19 protein-coding genes are annotated in these 14,377 nt (G+C 68.6%); 10 read left to right on the top strand and 9 right to left on the bottom strand.

The annotated features are described in order from the left end of the window. From VAE53_RS12300 to VAE53_RS12290, 3 genes are all read right to left on the bottom strand, one after another. Positions 1–996 (bottom strand): NAD(P)-dependent oxidoreductase (locus tag VAE53_RS12300; RefSeq protein ID WP_322819666.1); only part of this gene is annotated, 996 nt, incomplete at its 3' end. A 67-nt stretch (positions 997–1,063) separates the two neighbouring features. After that, positions 1,064–1,921 (bottom strand): dTDP-4-dehydrorhamnose reductase, encoded by an 858-nt coding sequence (gene rfbD / locus VAE53_RS12295; RefSeq protein ID WP_322819665.1) that lies wholly within the window; start codon positions 1,919–1,921, stop codon positions 1,064–1,066. A gap of 49 nt (positions 1,922–1,970) precedes the next feature. Next, positions 1,971–2,369, bottom strand: coding sequence for a PPOX class F420-dependent oxidoreductase (locus VAE53_RS12290; RefSeq protein ID WP_322819664.1), 399 nt, complete (start codon positions 2,367–2,369; stop codon positions 1,971–1,973). A 112-nt stretch (positions 2,370–2,481) separates the two neighbouring features. On the opposite strand from VAE53_RS12290, the gene VAE53_RS12285 reads away from it, so the two are divergent. The 5 genes from VAE53_RS12285 to VAE53_RS12265 all read left to right on the top strand — a co-directional run bounded on the left by VAE53_RS12285 (position 2,482) and on the right by VAE53_RS12265 (position 5,712). Next, entirely contained in the window at positions 2,482–3,111 is a 630-nt protein-coding gene (locus VAE53_RS12285; RefSeq protein WP_322819663.1) for a thiamine diphosphokinase, read from the top strand. Between the two features lie 112 nt (positions 3,112–3,223). Beyond that, positions 3,224–4,039: a hypothetical protein gene (locus VAE53_RS12280; RefSeq protein ID WP_322819662.1), complete on the top strand. Its 816-nt coding sequence runs from the start codon at positions 3,224–3,226 to the stop codon at positions 4,037–4,039. A 147-nt stretch (positions 4,040–4,186) separates the two neighbouring features. Continuing rightward, positions 4,187–5,077, top strand: a complete 891-nt coding sequence (gene dapA / locus VAE53_RS12275; RefSeq protein WP_322819661.1) for a 4-hydroxy-tetrahydrodipicolinate synthase — start codon at positions 4,187–4,189, stop codon at positions 5,075–5,077. A 12-nt stretch (positions 5,078–5,089) separates the two neighbouring features. Next, positions 5,090–5,449 carry a hypothetical protein gene (locus VAE53_RS12270; protein WP_322819660.1) on the top strand — a complete coding sequence of 120 codons (360 nt, stop codon included), beginning with the start codon at positions 5,090–5,092 and terminating at the stop codon, positions 5,447–5,449. Continuing rightward, positions 5,446–5,712, top strand: coding sequence for a DUF433 domain-containing protein (locus VAE53_RS12265; RefSeq protein ID WP_322819659.1), 267 nt, complete (start codon positions 5,446–5,448; stop codon positions 5,710–5,712). Before VAE53_RS12270 ends, VAE53_RS12265 begins: the two co-directional genes overlap by 4 nt. 20 nt (positions 5,713–5,732) lie before the next feature. Here VAE53_RS12265 and VAE53_RS12260 read toward each other — a convergent pair whose 3' ends face one another. After that, a complete protein-coding gene (locus VAE53_RS12260; RefSeq protein WP_322819658.1) occupies positions 5,733–6,593 on the bottom strand; it encodes an anti-sigma factor in 861 nt (286 codons plus the stop codon). Between the two features lie 12 nt (positions 6,594–6,605). Continuing rightward, complete coding sequence (locus tag VAE53_RS12255; protein ID WP_322819657.1) at positions 6,606–7,265, bottom strand: sigma-70 family RNA polymerase sigma factor; 660 nt, start codon at positions 7,263–7,265, stop codon at positions 6,606–6,608. A 152-nt stretch (positions 7,266–7,417) separates the two neighbouring features. Between VAE53_RS12255 and VAE53_RS12250 the strand changes: the two genes are divergently transcribed. The 3 genes from VAE53_RS12250 to VAE53_RS12240 all read left to right on the top strand — a co-directional run bounded on the left by VAE53_RS12250 (position 7,418) and on the right by VAE53_RS12240 (position 10,300). After that, entirely contained in the window at positions 7,418–8,542 is a 1,125-nt protein-coding gene (locus VAE53_RS12250; protein ID WP_322819656.1) for a trypsin-like peptidase domain-containing protein, read from the top strand. An 88-nt stretch (positions 8,543–8,630) separates the two neighbouring features. Further along, the gene (locus tag VAE53_RS12245) at positions 8,631–9,353 is read left to right on the top strand and encodes a helical backbone metal receptor (protein ID WP_322819655.1); all 723 of its coding nucleotides are present in this window, start codon (positions 8,631–8,633) and stop codon (positions 9,351–9,353) included. Further along, on the top strand, positions 9,350–10,300 hold the full coding sequence (locus VAE53_RS12240; protein WP_322819654.1) for an alpha/beta fold hydrolase: 951 nt from the start codon (positions 9,350–9,352) through the stop codon (positions 10,298–10,300). The genes VAE53_RS12245 and VAE53_RS12240 overlap by 4 nt, the downstream gene beginning before the upstream one ends. Here VAE53_RS12240 and nagA read toward each other — a convergent pair. Then, positions 10,285–11,436, bottom strand: coding sequence for an N-acetylglucosamine-6-phosphate deacetylase (nagA, locus tag VAE53_RS12235; RefSeq protein ID WP_322819653.1), 1,152 nt, complete (start codon positions 11,434–11,436; stop codon positions 10,285–10,287). The genes VAE53_RS12240 and nagA overlap by 16 nt on opposite strands. Positions 11,437–11,535: 99 nt before the next feature. Between nagA and VAE53_RS12230 the strand changes: the two genes are divergently transcribed. After that, positions 11,536–12,855: an LCP family protein gene (locus VAE53_RS12230; protein WP_322819652.1), complete on the top strand. Its 1,320-nt coding sequence runs from the start codon at positions 11,536–11,538 to the stop codon at positions 12,853–12,855. Between the two features lie 10 nt (positions 12,856–12,865). Here the strand turns inward: VAE53_RS12230 and VAE53_RS12225 are convergent, their stop codons facing one another. Next, positions 12,866–13,252: a cupredoxin domain-containing protein gene (locus VAE53_RS12225; RefSeq protein ID WP_322819651.1), complete on the bottom strand. Its 387-nt coding sequence runs from the start codon at positions 13,250–13,252 to the stop codon at positions 12,866–12,868. Between the two features lie 370 nt (positions 13,253–13,622). Here VAE53_RS12225 and VAE53_RS12220 point away from each other — a divergent pair, with 370 nt between their 5' ends. Next, positions 13,623–13,742 carry a YgiT-type zinc finger protein gene (locus VAE53_RS12220; protein WP_322819650.1) on the top strand — a complete coding sequence of 40 codons (120 nt, stop codon included), beginning with the start codon at positions 13,623–13,625 and terminating at the stop codon, positions 13,740–13,742. 16 nt (positions 13,743–13,758) lie between these two features. On the opposite strand, the gene VAE53_RS12215 is transcribed toward VAE53_RS12220, so the two are convergent. Beyond that, positions 13,759–14,037 (bottom strand): hypothetical protein, encoded by a 279-nt coding sequence (locus VAE53_RS12215; RefSeq protein ID WP_322819649.1) that lies wholly within the window; start codon positions 14,035–14,037, stop codon positions 13,759–13,761. A gap of 132 nt (positions 14,038–14,169) precedes the next feature. Further along, the coding region (locus VAE53_RS12210; RefSeq protein WP_322819648.1) for a GreA/GreB family elongation factor at positions 14,170–14,377 on the bottom strand (208 nt) is incomplete at its 5' end.

Raw genomic sequence — 14,377 nt, 5'->3', positions numbered from 1 at the left:
GGCGGGCCGAATTTGTTCGAGCAGCTGCATCCAGGCGATGTTGTAGTACTTGGGGTGGCCGAGCTGTTCGACGGGGAGGGCGCGGAAGGTTTCGACGAGCTCGGCGACAGCAGCGGCGGCGGTGGTGGGGAGGGCGAGGCCGAGGCGTTGTTTGAGTTTTTCGCCGGAGCAGCGGTAGTTGCGGACGAGGTTGGGGAGTGGGCCATCGACGAGGGCGACGGGTTGGCCGAGCCGGACGAGTGCGTTGGCGACGACTTCGGCGAGTTCGCGTATCTGGTAGTTGCCGCCGACGACGTTGAAGATTTCGCCGGCGACGAGTTCGGAGGGGGCTTCGAGGACGGCGATGTGGGCATCGGCGAGGTCGTTGACGGCGACGAGGGGGCGCCACATGCGGCCGCCGCCGTGGAGGATGAGGCGCTGGCGGACGAGGGCGTCTTTGACGAAGGTGTTGAGGACGAGGTCGAAGCGCATGCGGGGGCTGAGGCCGAAGACGGTGGCTTGGCGGAGGATGACGGGCTCGAATCGGGGGCCGGCGTGGGAGAGGAGCGCCTGTTCGGAGTAGTGCTTGGAGGTGGCGTAGGCGCCGCGGGGGGCGAGGGGGGAGGTTTCGTCGAGGAGGGTTTCGGTGTCGGGTGCGCCGTCGTAGAGGGAGCAGGAGGAGCCGAAGACGAGGCGACGGACGCCGGCGGCGATGCACTGGCGGGCGATCTCGTCGGTGGCGGAGGCGTTCATCTGCCAGTTGGCTTCGGGGCTGAACTCGGCGGTGGGGTCGTTGGAGAAGCCGGCGAGGTGGTCGACGGCGTCGATGCCCTCGAAGACGCCTTCGGGGAGGCGGCGGATATCGGCATTGACGAGTTCGACGCCGGGTTGGTCGGCGTAGTGGGGAAGGCCCCAGAACATGCGGTCGACGACGCGGACGTGGTGGCCGCGGGCGAGGAGTTTGGGGACGAGGACGCTGCCGATGTAGCCGGCTCCGCCGGTGACGAGGATGCGCATGGAGACTCCGCGGGGCCATGCGTGACCCTTTTGGTACTGGTGGTGCATCGTACGGAATGGGTGCGATTCAGGACAGGGGGCCGTGCTTCTCGCGGAGGTAGCGTTCGAGGCCATCGCGCCAGTGGGGGAGCCGGGGGATGCGTTCGGAGCCGAGGACGCTGTAGAGGGGCCGGCGGACGGGCCCGCCGAATTCGGCGGTGGTGGTGGGTTGGCAGTCGGGGGTGAGGCGGCGCAGGGCGAAGATGGCGCGGGCGAATTCGTACCAGGAGGTTTCGCCGTCGGCGGCGAGGTGGACGGTGCCGCGGAGGCCATCGCGGAGGAGCGGCAAGAGGGCGCTGGCGATTTCGGCGGTGTTGGTGGGGGCGGTGATTTGGTCGGCGACGACGCGGATGGGCTGTCCTTCGCGGGCGAGGCGGAGCATGGTTTCGACGAAGTTGCCGCCTTTGCCGGCGGAGCCTGCGAGTCCGTAGAGGCCGGAGACGCGGACGATGAGGTGGTCGGGGTTGGCGATGCGGACGGTATCTTCGGTGGCGATTTTGGCGGCGCCGTAGATGTTGAGTGCGGCTCGGGGATCGGATTCGAGGTAGGGGGAGCGCTTGTTGCCGTCGAAGACGTAGTCGGTGGAGAACTGGACGATGGTTGCGCCGACTTCGCGGGCGGCGGTGGCGACGTTCCAGCCGCCGACGACGTTGACGGTCATGGCGGTGGCGGGATCGTTTTCGCAGAGGGGGAGGTTGTGGAACGCGGTGGTGTTGAGGACGAGGTCGGGCTCGGTACGGGCGACGAGGGTCTGGACGGCGGCGAAATCGGTGACGTCGGCATCGGCGCGGGTGGCTGGGATGAGGTCGACATCGGGTTGGCCCTGCCAGAGGCGGGCGATATCGGAGCCGAGTTGGCCGTTTGCGCCGAGGAGGAGGATGCGCACTGGCAGCTGATGCTAGCGCGGTGCCCTGGCAGGGGCCAGTGGGGAGGGCTCAGCCGCCGACTTGGACGTGCTCGGGCTGGATGCGGAAGATGACGCGCTGTTCGCCGGGCTGACGGAAGGGGTAGCGGTCTTGACCGAGGTATTTTTTGGCGAGCCGGTCGATGTGGGCATCGGCGCCGTCGTGGGTGCGGGAGACGACGCGGCCGCGGACTTGGATGTAGCGGTAGGGGTTGTTCTGGTCGGCGACGGAGATGGCGACGCGGCCGTCGCGGTCGAGGTTGCGGGTTTTGACGCGGCCTTCGGCGGTGTTGAAGAGGATGGTATCGCCTTCGATATCGACCCAGACGGGGGTGACCTGGGGGGAGCCATCTGGCATGAGGGTGGCGAGGTGGCCGAAGTTTGGCTTTTCGAAGAGGTCGCGGTGGGAGGCGGGGATGGTGGCGGCCATGGGGTTCTCCTTACGGATGCTTGGTTGGTTACGGTTTCGACGGTAGGTGCGGGCGGGCTGTAGGGCAAGCCGGGGGCTCGCCTGGTTGGCGGTTGGGGGGTTGAATGGTGGCATGCGAGCGCTGGTGATTGCGCACGGTGAGCCGCCTTCGGCTGGGCTGCTGCGGGAGTTGGCGGGGGCGGCGGGGGTGGTGGTAGCGGCGGACGGAGGGGCGTTGGTTGCGCTGGATGCGGGGTTGACGCCGGACTGGGTGGTGGGCGATTTGGACACGATGGATCAGTTTCCGGCGGTGCCGATCCCGCGGGAACGATTCGTGCGCGATGCGGACCCGATGACGACGGACCTGGAGAAGGCGGTCCGGTTTGCGTTGGGGCGCGGGGCGTCGGCGGTGGATGTGGCGGCGGCGGGCGGGGGGCGGGGCGACCATGCGCTGGCGAATCTCTCGGTGTTGGTGGTGTTCGGGACGCACGAGGTGGTGCTGCACGACGATTTGTTCGCGGTGTGGCTGGTGCGCGGTGCGACGGAGGTGCGGGGGGAGCCGGGGACGGTGGTTTCGCTGATTGCGCCAGGGGGCTGTCGCGGGGTGACGACGCGGGGGCTGCGCTGGGAGCTGCAGGACGAGGAGCTGCCGTTCAGCCCACGGGGGGTGCACAACGAGTTGGTGGGGGAGCGCGCGGAGGTCAGCGTGCGGGAAGGCGCGCTCTTGGTGTTCCGGGGGCGGTGGGTGGAGCGTCACCGGTAAAGGTTCCCTGACCGACGTGCGTTCGGGGCGTCACCCTTGGCGGGGGCGGCGCCATTGAATGGGTGAGCGGCGGACGAACCGCCGCATATCTTCCGCAAGGAGTTGGAACGACATGAAGTTCTCGATTCGAGACAGTCGGCTGGTGTCGGTGGGCGTGGCGAGCGTGATCGCGGTGGGCGTGATCGGCTTCGGGAGCGCGGCGCTCGCCCAGGAGGGCGGCGCAACGCCGACGCCTTCGACGCAGAGCGATGGGACGCAGCCGGAGGGATGCGACGGAATCGGGAAGGGGCTCGCGCTGAAGCATCTCCTCCCGAACGCCGGGGTGACGGCGCAGGAGATCGCCGAGGGGAAGGCCGCCGGGCTGACTTGGGGTCAGATTCTGGATCAATACGGGAGTATTTCGGCGTCGGAGGCGAAGCAGCAGGCGTTGGATGCGCTGAAAGCGAAGCTGGACGAGGCGGTGGCGAACGGCCGGATCACGCAGGAGCAGGCGGACGAACGGCTGGCCGAGGCTTCGACGAAGATCGACGAGTTTCTGGGCTCGAAGCCGGGCGACCGACTGCCGGGCGATGGCCACGGTGGGCCGGGTGCGCGGGGCATCGGTGGCCACGCGCTGGAGACGATCGCTGGGGTGCTGGGGACGGATGTCGAGACGTTGAAGGGCGAGCTGGCTTCGGGTAAGACGGTGGCCGAGATCGCCGGCGACAAGACGCAGGCGGTGATCGATGCGCTGGTGGCGGAGGCGAATGCCAAGATCGACGAGGCGGTGGCGAACGGGCGCATCACGGAGGAGCAGGCGTCGGAAATGAAGGCGCGCATTCAGGAGGCGGTGACGAAGTTCGTGAACGAGGGCGGGCCGCTGAAGGGCTTGGGCAAGCACTTCGGCAAGGGCCCGCGGGGCACGGGCGCGGGGTCGCCGTCGCAGTGAGGTCGTGAGCGAGCCCTATGGCTCTCCTGGAGCGGCCCCGGTGCTCTGTGCCGGGGCCGCTTCGCGTTGTGGCGTTGCGAGGGGTTGGAGAGAGCGTGGTTGCGGAGCGGGCGTAGAATGGTAAGACCCTCTCGAGGAGCTGGCGCGATGGGCGACCTGGGACGTTTGTTGACCGCGATGGTGACTCCTTACCGGGAGGATGGGGAGGTAGACCCGGCGGGGGCGCGGAAGCTGGCGCGGCTCTTGGTGGAGAATGGCAACGACGGGGTGGTGGTGACGGGGACGACGGGCGAGGCTCCGCTGCTGAGCGACGAGGAGAAGTACGCGCTCTGGGCGGAGGTGAAGCAGGAGCTGGGAGAGGCGACGGTGGTGGCTGGTGCGGGCACGAACGACACGCGACATTCGATTCATCTGGCGAGGCTGGCGGAGCGGGCGGGGGCGGACGCGATCTTGGCGGTGGTGCCGTACTATCTGAAGCCCTCGCAGGAGGGGATTTTCCAGCACTTCCGGGCGATCGCGGAGAGTACGAGCTTGCCGGTGATTCTCTACAACGTGCCCGGGCGTGTGGGGACGGGGATGACGGTGGAGACGATTTTGCGGTGCGCGGAGCTGCGGAATGTGGTGGGCAACAAGGAGGCGAACGGCGATTTGCGGCATACCGCGGCGGTGATGGAGGCGGCGCCGGGGTTCAAGATCTGGAGCGGGAACGACAATGACAATTTTCACCTCTGGTGCATGGGTGCCTGGGGGGCTATCAGTGTGACGGCGCACATCGTGGCCCGGCAGCAGCGGGCGATGCTGGAGGCGGTGCTGGCGGGGCGCCTGCCGGAGGCGGCGGCGATCCATCGGGCGCTCTGCCGGGTGACGGACGCGTGCTTTTTGAACGGGAGCCCGAGCACGATTCGGTATGTGCTTCGGCAGCTGGGGTTCGCGATCGGGGCGCCACGGCTGCCGGTGGTGGAGCCCGACGAGGCGACGGGCGCGAAGGTGATGGCGGAGTTGCGGCGTCATCGGCTCGACGTGCCGGTGCCGGCCTGAGCGGGGCGGGCGATGGGCGCGTTGCGCTTGGAGGTTGTCTGGCGGGGGCCGACGGAGGTGGATGCGGTCCTGACGGTGGGGCAGCTCCGCGCGGCGGGAATCGAGGCGGCGATCGAGAGTTCCGGGACGCCCTACGGGGCGACGGCGTTTCCGCTCGGGGGGACGTGGCAGATTCGCGTGCGGCTGGAGGATGTGGAGGCGGCGCGACGGGTATTGGTGGAGGCGGGGGAGGGCGGCAATCTCGTGGTCGAGGAGGCGAGCGGGGGCTTGCTGAATGCCGACCAACGCGCGACGCTGAGGGTGGCAGGGCTGGCTGCGGTGGCGTTCGTCGTTGTGGTCGTCCTACTGTCGCTCCGGGAGGCTTGGGGATGAGTCAGCTCGATTGGCGGGAGTATGTGGTTTCGGATGCGGCGGTGCTCGGCGGCCGGCCGGTGGTGCGGGGGACGCGCATCGCGGCGGAGGAGGTGCTGGACGCGATCGACCGTTGCGCGGATATCGAGGGCGTGTTGGCGGTGTACCCGCAGTTGACGCGGGAGGCGGTGCTGGCGGTGATCCAGTTCCGGCTGGCGGTGCAGTATGCGCGCGACCGGAAGCATATGCAGCGGCGCGGTCCGATGGCGCCGGGGCCGGGCTGAGGCGGGGATCCGCTCAGTGCTCAGTTGCGGGTGAGGCGGGAGAGGTCGGCGACGAAGAAGACGGTGGGGCCTTGGCGAACGGGGCTGCCACCGGCCCGTTCGATGGTGACGACGGCGGTGTCGTAGCTGGTGATGCCCTCGGGGACGCGGGTTTCGTAGCGGGCGAAGCCGGCTTCGTCGGGTGAGAAGGTGCCGAGGGAGTAGTAGCGGCCGGCCGAGTTGACCCAGAGCTGGTAGGTTTCGCCGGGAGGGAGTTGGCGAAGCTGGCTGGCGACGAACCAGACGCGCTTCTGTTCTTCGTCCCAGACGAGGCGGCCGATGGAGCCACGTTCGGGGTCGACGGAGACGACGGAGGCGACCTGGCTGCTGGGTGAGATGAGGGCGATGAAGAGTTCGGAGTCGGATTTGAGGGTTTCGCGGAGTTCGGCGGCGGCGGCTTCTTGGTCGGCGAGCTTCTGGGTGAGGGCGGCGAGGGCGACTTTTTGGGAGAGGGCTTCGTCGATTTGGCGCTGGAGGTCGGCGTTTTGGGAGCGGAGGGCGGTGACCTGGGTGCGGAGGCCGAGCATGCCCGAGAAGGCGGCCACGGCGACGACGATTGCGGCGATGCCGGCGGCGGCGCGTGCGAGGGTGAGGGCGCGTGCCGCTGGGCCCGGGCGGCGGATGCCGGCAGCGGCGAGGACGCGGCCGCGGAGGCGGGGCGAGGCGCGGCGGATGGGCTGGCTGGCGGCGAGGAGGGCGGCGAGGCGCTCGGCATCGCGGACCATGTCGCGGCAGGCGGCGCACTCGGCGAGGTGGAGGGCGAGGGCGCGCTCGAGGGTGGGTTCGAGCGATCCGATGGCGTATTCGTCAGCTTGTTCCTGGGTGAGGTGGTCGCCGGGCATGGTCGAGGGTCCCTAGCGGTGGGGCTGGAGGCCGCGGCGTAGCTTCTGCATGCCGAGGCGGATGCGTGTTTTGATGGTACCGAGGGGTTCGTGGAGGAGGGCGGCGATTTCTTGTTGGGTGAGGCCGCCGAAGTAGGCGAGTTCGAGTGCGCGGCGTTGGTCGGTCGGGAGGGCTTGGAGGGCTTGGCGGACGAGGGCCCGGTCTTCGGCGAGTTCGGCGGAGGTGCCGGGATCGGGCTGGGCGAGTTGGAAGACGGGCTCGGCGGGTTCGGCGGGTTCGCCGATGGGGCTGCCCTCCCGCTTCCAGCGGCGGCCGCGGGCGCGAAGTTCATCGAGCGCGCGGTGCCGGGTGACGCTCATGAGCCAGCTGATGAAGCGGCCGCGCTCGGCGACGAATGTTTCGGGGCGACGCCAAAGCCGAACGAAGACGTCCTGGACGGTGTCTTCGGCGAGCCCGGAATCGCCGAGGATGCGGTAGGCAGCGGAGTAGACGAGGTCGACGTAGCGGTCGTAGAGGACTTCGAATGCTTGTTGGTCGCGTTCGAGGATGGCGAGCATGAGTGCCTCATCGGGCCAATCGGTTCGGTCGGCGAGTGCGGCGTTTTCGGGGCGCGCGAACTCGACGGTTCGATCGATGTTACGTATACCGGCGGGCGTTGGATTGCCATCCATATGTGGGGACGGATCCCTTCGGCGAGGGATGATACACCGGATTCCAAGATGGGAACGGCCCTTGACCGAGAATGTGAAAGGGGGCTTTCGTCTTTACCTGGATCACGGGGCCGCGCTGGGACACTAGTCGGAGAAGCTGAGGGGTGATTGCGATGCAGGTGAAATTGCTGGCGGCCAGCGCGGTTATCGCGCTGGCGATCGGGGCCGGGGTGGCGTGTTCGGATGCGAACCGGGATACGGTGGCGACTCGGCCGGGGGGGAGCGAGGTGGGCGGTGCGGCGGTGACGGCGACGGCGGCGCCCGGGGGATCACAACCGACGTCGCTGGCGGCCGGCGAGATGTCGGTGGCGGAGCTGGTGAAGTTCGCGCAGCCGGCGATCGTGCGGATCCAGACGAATTCGGGGGTGGGTTCGGGGTTCGTGGTCGATAGCGGGGGGTACATCATCACGAATGCGCACGTGGTGACTGGGCCGACGGGCCGGGTGGCTTCGACGATTACGGTGACGACGAGCGATGGGGCGCAGTATGCGGCCCGTGTGGTGGGCGTGGACGCGCGAGCCGATATCGCGCTCTTGAAGATCGATGCGGGCGGATTGAAGGCGCTGGAATTCGCTAGGTTGAAGGATGTGGAGGTAGGGCAGGATGTGGTGGCGATGGGGTTCGCGCTCGATCTGCAGGGCGGGGAGGGGGGCGCCTTCAGCGTGACGAAGGGCATCATCAGCCAGAAGAACCGGGTGATCAACGAGGGGACGAATGCGGCGATCTTCGGCTCGGTCCAGACGGACGCGGCGATCAACCACGGGAACAGTGGGGGGCCGCTGCTGGATTTGACCGGGAAGGTGGTGGGAGTGAACACGGCATTGGCACCGGACCCGACGACGGGTACGGCGGCGCCGGGCATCGGATTCGCGGTTGGGTCGGACATCGTGAAGGCGATCTACGAGGAGCTGCGGGCGGAGGGCCGGGTGAACCGCGGCTATCTTGGGATTCAGGGATTCGAGGCGCTTCGGCCGGCGGTGGCGCGGCAGCTGGGGATTCCGGCGGACGCGGGCGGGGTAGTCGTCGAGGCGGTGGTGCCGGGCGGCCCGGTGGCGCAGGCGGGGCTGCAGGCGAAGGATGTCATCGTGAAGGTGGGCAACATCGAGGTGGCGAACGAGGCCGACCTGGCGGTGGCGCTGATCAAGAATCAGGCGGGCCAGACGGTGACGGTGGAGTTTTTCCGGAATGGGCAGCGTATGAGCGCGAAGGTGACGCTAGGGTCGCCGCCTACGGGCTGACCTAGGGGCGACGAGCGGCACGAGATCGGGGGCTGGCGGTGGGCCGGCCCCCCGACGCTGGCGGGTGCGGTTGGCGATAATGGGGACGATGCGCGTGGTGAGCCTCGTCCCGAGCCTGACGGAGCTGGTGTGGACGCTGAGCCCCGGGGCGTTGGTTGGCCGGACGAAGTTTTGTGATGCGCCTGCGGAGATGGCGGGGGTGGTCCCGGCGGTGGGGGGGACGAAGGATCCGGACGTGGGGGCGATCGTGGCGTTGGAACCGGACTTGGTGGTGGCGAACAGGGAGGAGAATCGCCGCGAGGATGTGGAGGAGCTACGGGCGCGGGGCGTTCGTGTACTGGTGACGGAGATCGATTCGGTGGAGGAGGCGTTCGAGGCGATCCGGGAGCTGGGCCAGGCGCTGGGGGCGATGGAGGGGGCGGAGGCGGTGGTCCGGGGGGCGCAGGAGGCACTCGCGGAGGACTCCGGGGGGCCAGCTCTACGCGTCTTCGTGCCCATCTGGCGGCGCCCGTTGCTCGGGCTGGGGAGCGGGACGTATGGGAGCTCGCTGATCGAGGCGTGTGGGGCTGTGAATGTGCTGGCCGGGCGGCCACGATATCCGGAGGTGTCGCTCGAGGAGGTGGCGAGCCTTCGGCCGGATGTGGTGTTGCTGCCGGACGAGCCGTACCGCTTTACGGAGGATCATGCGATGGAGTTCGCGCACGTCGGGCCGGTGCGGGTGGTGGATGGGCGGCTGCTGTGGTGGTACGGGCCGCGGATGGCTTCGAGTATCCGGGCGCTCAAGGCGCTCTTTCGGGAGGTGCGGGGGTGAGCGGGGGGCGGACGGCAGCGATTTCGTTGGGCACGCTGGCGGTGGGGAGTGGGGTGCTGGCGGGGCTAGCGGCGGTCGATCGGCGGCGCTGGCGGCCGCCGGTGGCGAAGGGGTACGTGCGAGAGGTGGGGGGTGTGACGATGCACTATCTGGACGAGGGGGTTGGGCCGGCGTTGCTGCTCGTCCACGGGTTCGCGGGGAGCACGTTCAGCTGGCGGGCGGTGGTCGGTGAGCTGGCGAAGGAGTTTCGTGTGATCGCGGTCGACCTGCCGGGCTTCGGGCTGAGCGACCGGCGGCCGGGCATCGGGTACGGGCACGAGCGGCACGCGGAGCGGCTTTTGGCGCTCCTCGATTTGCTCGGCATCGAGCGTGCCGCGGCGGTGGGGCACTCGATGGGTGGTGCGGTTGTCCAACGGCTGGCGGCGCGAGCGCCGGGGAGGGTGGACCGGCTGGTCCTGGTGGGCTCGGTGAGCGCTGGGGAACCGCTGGCGGTGCGGCGGCGGCGACGGGCGGGGCGGTTGGCGTTCGGGCTCATCCAGGCGGCAACGTTCTCGCCGACGGTGATGTATGCGGCTGGGGAGCGGGCGCTGCGACGGATGGTGGCCGACCCAGGCTTCGTGACGCGCGAGGTGGTGCGGGGATACATCGACCCGCTTCTGATTCGGGGGACGGTGCGGGCGGTCCGAGAGATGGCGGCCGAGCAGGAGCGAGAGGGGGCGATCGACCTGGGCCGGATGGAGGCGCCGGCGCTCGTTCTGACGGGTGAGCGGGATGTGGTGGTTCCGCCGGCGCGGGCGGAGGAGCTGGCGAAGGCGTTGCCGGGTGCGCTCGAGCCGATCGTGATCGAGCGGGCGGGACACCTGCCGGCGGAGGAGCGGCCGGATGCGTTTCTGCGGGCGGTGTTGCCGTTCTTGCGAACGGAGGCGCGGGTTCAGAGGCGGCGGTAGGCGATCTGGCCTCGACAGATGGTGAGGGCGACGCGGAGGTCGTGGTCGAGGAGGACGATATCGGCATCGAAGCCTGGCTCGAGCTGGCCTTTGCGGTGGCTGGCTCCGGCGATGCGGGCGGGGTTGGTGCTCGCGAGGCGGAATGCGGTGGCGAGGTCGATGGCGAGGATTTCGATGGCGTTGCGAACGTGGACGTCGAAGGGGGCGACGCTGCCGACGATGGTGCCATCGGCTTTGCGGGCGTGGGAGCCGTGGACGGAGACGGTTTCTCCGGCGAAGACGGCTTGGCCGGCATCGACGCCGGCGAGGTGGAGGTTGTCGCTGACGATGACGGTTCGGTTGGGGCCGAGGAGCCGCCAGGCGAGGCGGAGGACGGCGGGCTCGACGTGGGCGCCATCGAAGATGAGTTCGCAGGAGACGGTCGGTTCTTCGAGGGCAGCGACGATGGGGCCGCCTTCGCGTTGGTGGATCGGGCGCATGGCGTTGAAGAGGTGGGTGGCATGGCGGATGCCGGCTTCGAAGCCCTGGCGGGCTTCGGGGTAGGTGGCGTCGGTGTGGCCGAGCGCGGGGACGGCGCCGAGGCGTGCGATGGTATGGATGAGGGGCAGGGCACCTGGGAGCTCCGGGGCGATGGTGACTTGGCGAATGGCGCCCCCGGCGGCGGTGTGGAGGGCTTCGTATTCGGCGATGGCGGGTCGGCGGAGGTGGTGGGCGGGGAAGGCGCCGCGGCGCGCGGGGCTGAGGTAAGGGCCTTCGAGGTGGAAGCCGAGGGGCTCAGCGGCGCCTCGGCGGGGGGTGAGGGCCGGGGCCAGGGCGCGGAGGCGGTGGATGGTGGCCTCGTGGTCGGGGCCGAGGGTGGAGACGAGGAAGGCGGTGACTCCGTGCGCAGGCGCCCAAGCGGCATAGGCCTCGATTTGGGCGGGGTCGTCGGTGAAAAAGGAGTGGCCGCCGCCGCCGTGGACGTGGATGTCGATGAACCCGGGGCCGGCGGTGAGCCCGTTGGCCTCGATGACGTGGGCGTCCGGGTCGGCGAGGTCGCGGCCGATGGCGACGAGTTGGGGGCCGCTGCAGAGGAGGTCGCCGCGGAAGGGTCCGGAGGGGTGGGCGATGATGGCATCTTTGACGAGAAGGGACATGGGGCTTTACTCCGCGGGCTGGTTCGTCTTGACGCTACGGGGTAGGTACGGCGAAGGTGATGGGCAACCTCGGGGAGGGAGACCGAGCGATTGAGCTGGATGATGCGACGGCGCGCGGCAGTCGTGGGGATTGTCGGTGGGTGCCTCGTGGCGGTCTACGTCGCGCTGGCCGTGCTGGGGCGGGTCGACCAGTACTTGTTCCCGGCGAACGAGGTGGCGGTGCCGGCGGTGCCGGCGTACGTACCGGGGACGGACCTCGGTGTGAATGTATCGCTGCCCGGAGTCTCGGCGCCGGAGCCCCGTCCGTGGACGCCGAAGGCCCGCCTCAACATCCTGGTGCTGGGGATCGATAAGCGGCCGGGGCAGCCGGAGGACGGAAGCTACCGGAGCGACACGATGTTCGTGGCGAGCGTAGATACGCACGCGGGGCGGCTGCAGCTTTTGGCGATTCCTCGCGACTTTTGGGCGGAAATCCCGTATGGGAATACGCCGGGGGTCTGGGCGGAGAACAAGATCAATGCGGCGTATTCGTATGGACAGTTCTACAAGTACCCAGGCGGGGGGCCGGCGGCCGCGGTGGCAGCGGTGGAACACAACCTGAACATCACGATCGACCATTACGTGGTGATCGACTGGGAGGGGTTCGTGCGGGTGATCGATGCGCTGGGGGGCATCGACATCGAGGTGCCGGAGACGATTTCGGACTTCGGGACGGATGTGCTGGAGGTGTTTCCCAATCAGACGGTGGAGGCGGGGCTCCGGCACATGGATGGGAAGCAGGCGCTGGGCTACTCGCGGGTGCGGGTGGACGGGGATCTGAAGCGGATCGAGCGGCAACAGCTGGTGATCCGGGCGGCGGTGGAGAAGGCGGTGAGTTTGGGGTGGGTTGGGCGCATCCCGGAGGTGTGGAGTGCCTACCGGGACGCGTTCCGGACGGATATCGACAATGCGTTGGTGCCCGGGTATGCGTTGATGGCGCGGGAGGTGGATCTCGGGCGGATCGAGACGTTCTCGCTGGGGAAGGCGATGTACGGGGGCGTTTCGGAGGATGGGCAGCTGATCCTTTTGCCGAACCGGGAGCAGATGTACGCGGTGATCGATCTGTTCTTGGCGGATCCGCAGGTGCGTGACGAGCAGCCGAAGGTGGCCGTGGTGACGCCACCTGGGGGCGCGGCGGTGGGGAAGGCGGCCCAGGCGCATCTGGAGCAGTACGGGGTGCCGCCGGAGTGGGTGACGGTGGTACCGGGCGATGGCTCGCTGGCGCCAGGCATCTACGACGTTGCGGGCAAGGGGTACACGGCGGCGAAGCTGGCGGGGCTGTTCGACGTGCGCCTATCGAACCCGACGGGAGGCGAGCCGAGCGGCTTCGATGTGGTGGTGGTCCTCGGGGAGGGGACTGCGCTGAAGACGCCCGGCTAGGCGGTTGTGCTTAGCCGGCGGGTTCGACCGTGATGGTGGATTTCATTTGCGGGTGGTAGTCGCAGGTGATTTTGTAGGTTCCGGGCTGCTGGAAGACCCAGGTGAAGACGTCGTTTTTCTTCATGTTGCCGGAGACGTTCTTGCCGTCGATGTTGACGGTGTGGAGGGCGGTTTCGCTGTTCTTGAAGTAGACGGTCTCGCCGGCTTTGACGGTGAGGCTCTCGGGGATGAATTTGAGTTTGTCTTGGTCGACGAGCGGCGCACCAGCGGGGATGCGGCTGTCGCTTCCATCGGCGACGCCGGAGCTCGAGGAGCCGCCACCGCCGCAGGCGGCGAGCAATGCGAGAGCGAGGATCGCGCCGGTGGCGAGCAGTGTGGGACGAAGCAAGCGGGTCATGTGGTGTTCCTCCTTCCCGGGTGAGGGCCCGGGCCCCTGTCGATTCGAGTGTGCCGCATGGGAGATGGGCGGTCGGGTGACGTGGGTGGTCGGTTCGACAGGTTCGATGGTGCCATCGACATGGCCTATGAGGACGGGCCTTTTGGCCGCGGGAGGGCGGTCGTTCGTTTGGTTTTGGGGTTGGGTGAGTGGTTCTTGGTGAGGAAGTGCCGAGGCCCCGTTCACGGCGGGGCCTCGTGCTTCGGGAGGCGGGGTGTGCGACCCGGAACGGTATCGTTCTGGGGGAGATGGTGGGCGAAAACGCTGAACGGGTCAAGCGGTTGTGCAGTTTCCGGTTTTCTGTAAGGGGCGGGCGTGGTGGGATCGGGGGATGGAGGTGTCTGGGTTGCCGGTGCAGGTGTGTCCGCGCTGCGGCTCGGCGATGCTCGACATCAAGGGGTCGCGGTTGGCGGTCTGCCGGCGCTGCGGCTACAAGGACGATTGCTGCTGATGGGCTGGGACGGGTGTCAGGCGGCGCGGCCTCGTTTGGGTCGGGGGGCGTCGTAGGCTGCGAGCTGTTGCCGCATTCGTGCGATGCGGCGGAGCCGGGCGGAGCTGGCGACGGGTGCGGCGTCGTCGAGGTAGACGGGGCCTTGGCAGCGCTGGCAGCGAGCGGCTTGGGCTGGGTCGGATCCGGCGGGGAGTGGGCGAAGCCCGGCGAGGGTGAGGGGGGCGCCTTTGGGGCCAACCCAGCGCCCGTTGAGATGGCCGCAGTGGAGGCATTTGAGGTCGCCGACGACGAGCATTTCGGTACTCCCCCCGATGTGGTGGGGGAAGTATTCGGCGGTGTATGTGGGGAGGAGAGTGGGGGATTCCCGGAGGAATGGGGGAGAAAGCCCGGAATGGGGCGGTGTGGAATCCCGCGATTTTGGGGGTGGCTAGAGGTCGTGGACGATGGCGTCGATGCGGTAGCGCATGATGCCTTGCGGGGCTTCGACTTCGACTTCTTCGCCGACGCGACGGCCGAGGAGGACGCGCCCGACGGGGGATTCGACGCTGATTTTCTTCTCGGCGGGGTTGGCTTCGCGCGGGCCGACGAGCTGGTAGGTGACCTGGATGTTGCGGTCGAGGAAGGTGACGGTGACG

The organism is Tepidiforma sp., from assembly GCF_034432735.1.
In the GTDB taxonomy this organism is placed as follows: Bacteria; Chloroflexota; Dehalococcoidia; order Tepidiformales; family Tepidiformaceae; genus Tepidiforma.
Note: the sequence above shows the minus strand (reverse complement) of the source record. Positions and strands in the feature narration are given on the sequence as shown.

Coding starts and splice junctions, on each gene's coding strand:
- VAE53_RS12270 (WP_322819660.1), top strand. CDS start 5,090: ATGGGCGCGTTGCGCTTGGAGGTTGTCTGGCGGGGGCCGACGGAGGTG.
- VAE53_RS12255 (WP_322819657.1), bottom strand. CDS start 7,265: ATGGATGGCAATCCAACGCCCGCCGGTATACGTAACATCGATCGAACC.
- VAE53_RS12225 (WP_322819651.1), bottom strand. CDS start 13,252: ATGACCCGCTTGCTTCGTCCCACACTGCTCGCCACCGGCGCGATCCTC.
- VAE53_RS12285 (WP_322819663.1), top strand. CDS start 2,482: ATGCGAGCGCTGGTGATTGCGCACGGTGAGCCGCCTTCGGCTGGGCTG.
- VAE53_RS12290 (WP_322819664.1), bottom strand. CDS start 2,369: ATGGCCGCCACCATCCCCGCCTCCCACCGCGACCTCTTCGAAAAGCCA.
- VAE53_RS12220 (WP_322819650.1), top strand. CDS start 13,623: ATGGAGGTGTCTGGGTTGCCGGTGCAGGTGTGTCCGCGCTGCGGCTCG.
- dapA (WP_322819661.1), top strand. CDS start 4,187: ATGGGCGACCTGGGACGTTTGTTGACCGCGATGGTGACTCCTTACCGG.
- nagA (WP_322819653.1), bottom strand. CDS start 11,436: ATGTCCCTTCTCGTCAAAGATGCCATCATCGCCCACCCCTCCGGACCC.
- VAE53_RS12280 (WP_322819662.1), top strand. CDS start 3,224: ATGAAGTTCTCGATTCGAGACAGTCGGCTGGTGTCGGTGGGCGTGGCG.
- VAE53_RS12265 (WP_322819659.1), top strand. CDS start 5,446: ATGAGTCAGCTCGATTGGCGGGAGTATGTGGTTTCGGATGCGGCGGTG.
- VAE53_RS12250 (WP_322819656.1), top strand. CDS start 7,418: ATGCAGGTGAAATTGCTGGCGGCCAGCGCGGTTATCGCGCTGGCGATC.
- VAE53_RS12215 (WP_322819649.1), bottom strand. CDS start 14,037: ATGCTCGTCGTCGGCGACCTCAAATGCCTCCACTGCGGCCATCTCAAC.
- VAE53_RS12230 (WP_322819652.1), top strand. CDS start 11,536: ATGATGCGACGGCGCGCGGCAGTCGTGGGGATTGTCGGTGGGTGCCTC.
- VAE53_RS12245 (WP_322819655.1), top strand. CDS start 8,631: ATGCGCGTGGTGAGCCTCGTCCCGAGCCTGACGGAGCTGGTGTGGACG.
- VAE53_RS12260 (WP_322819658.1), bottom strand. CDS start 6,593: ATGCCCGGCGACCACCTCACCCAGGAACAAGCTGACGAATACGCCATC.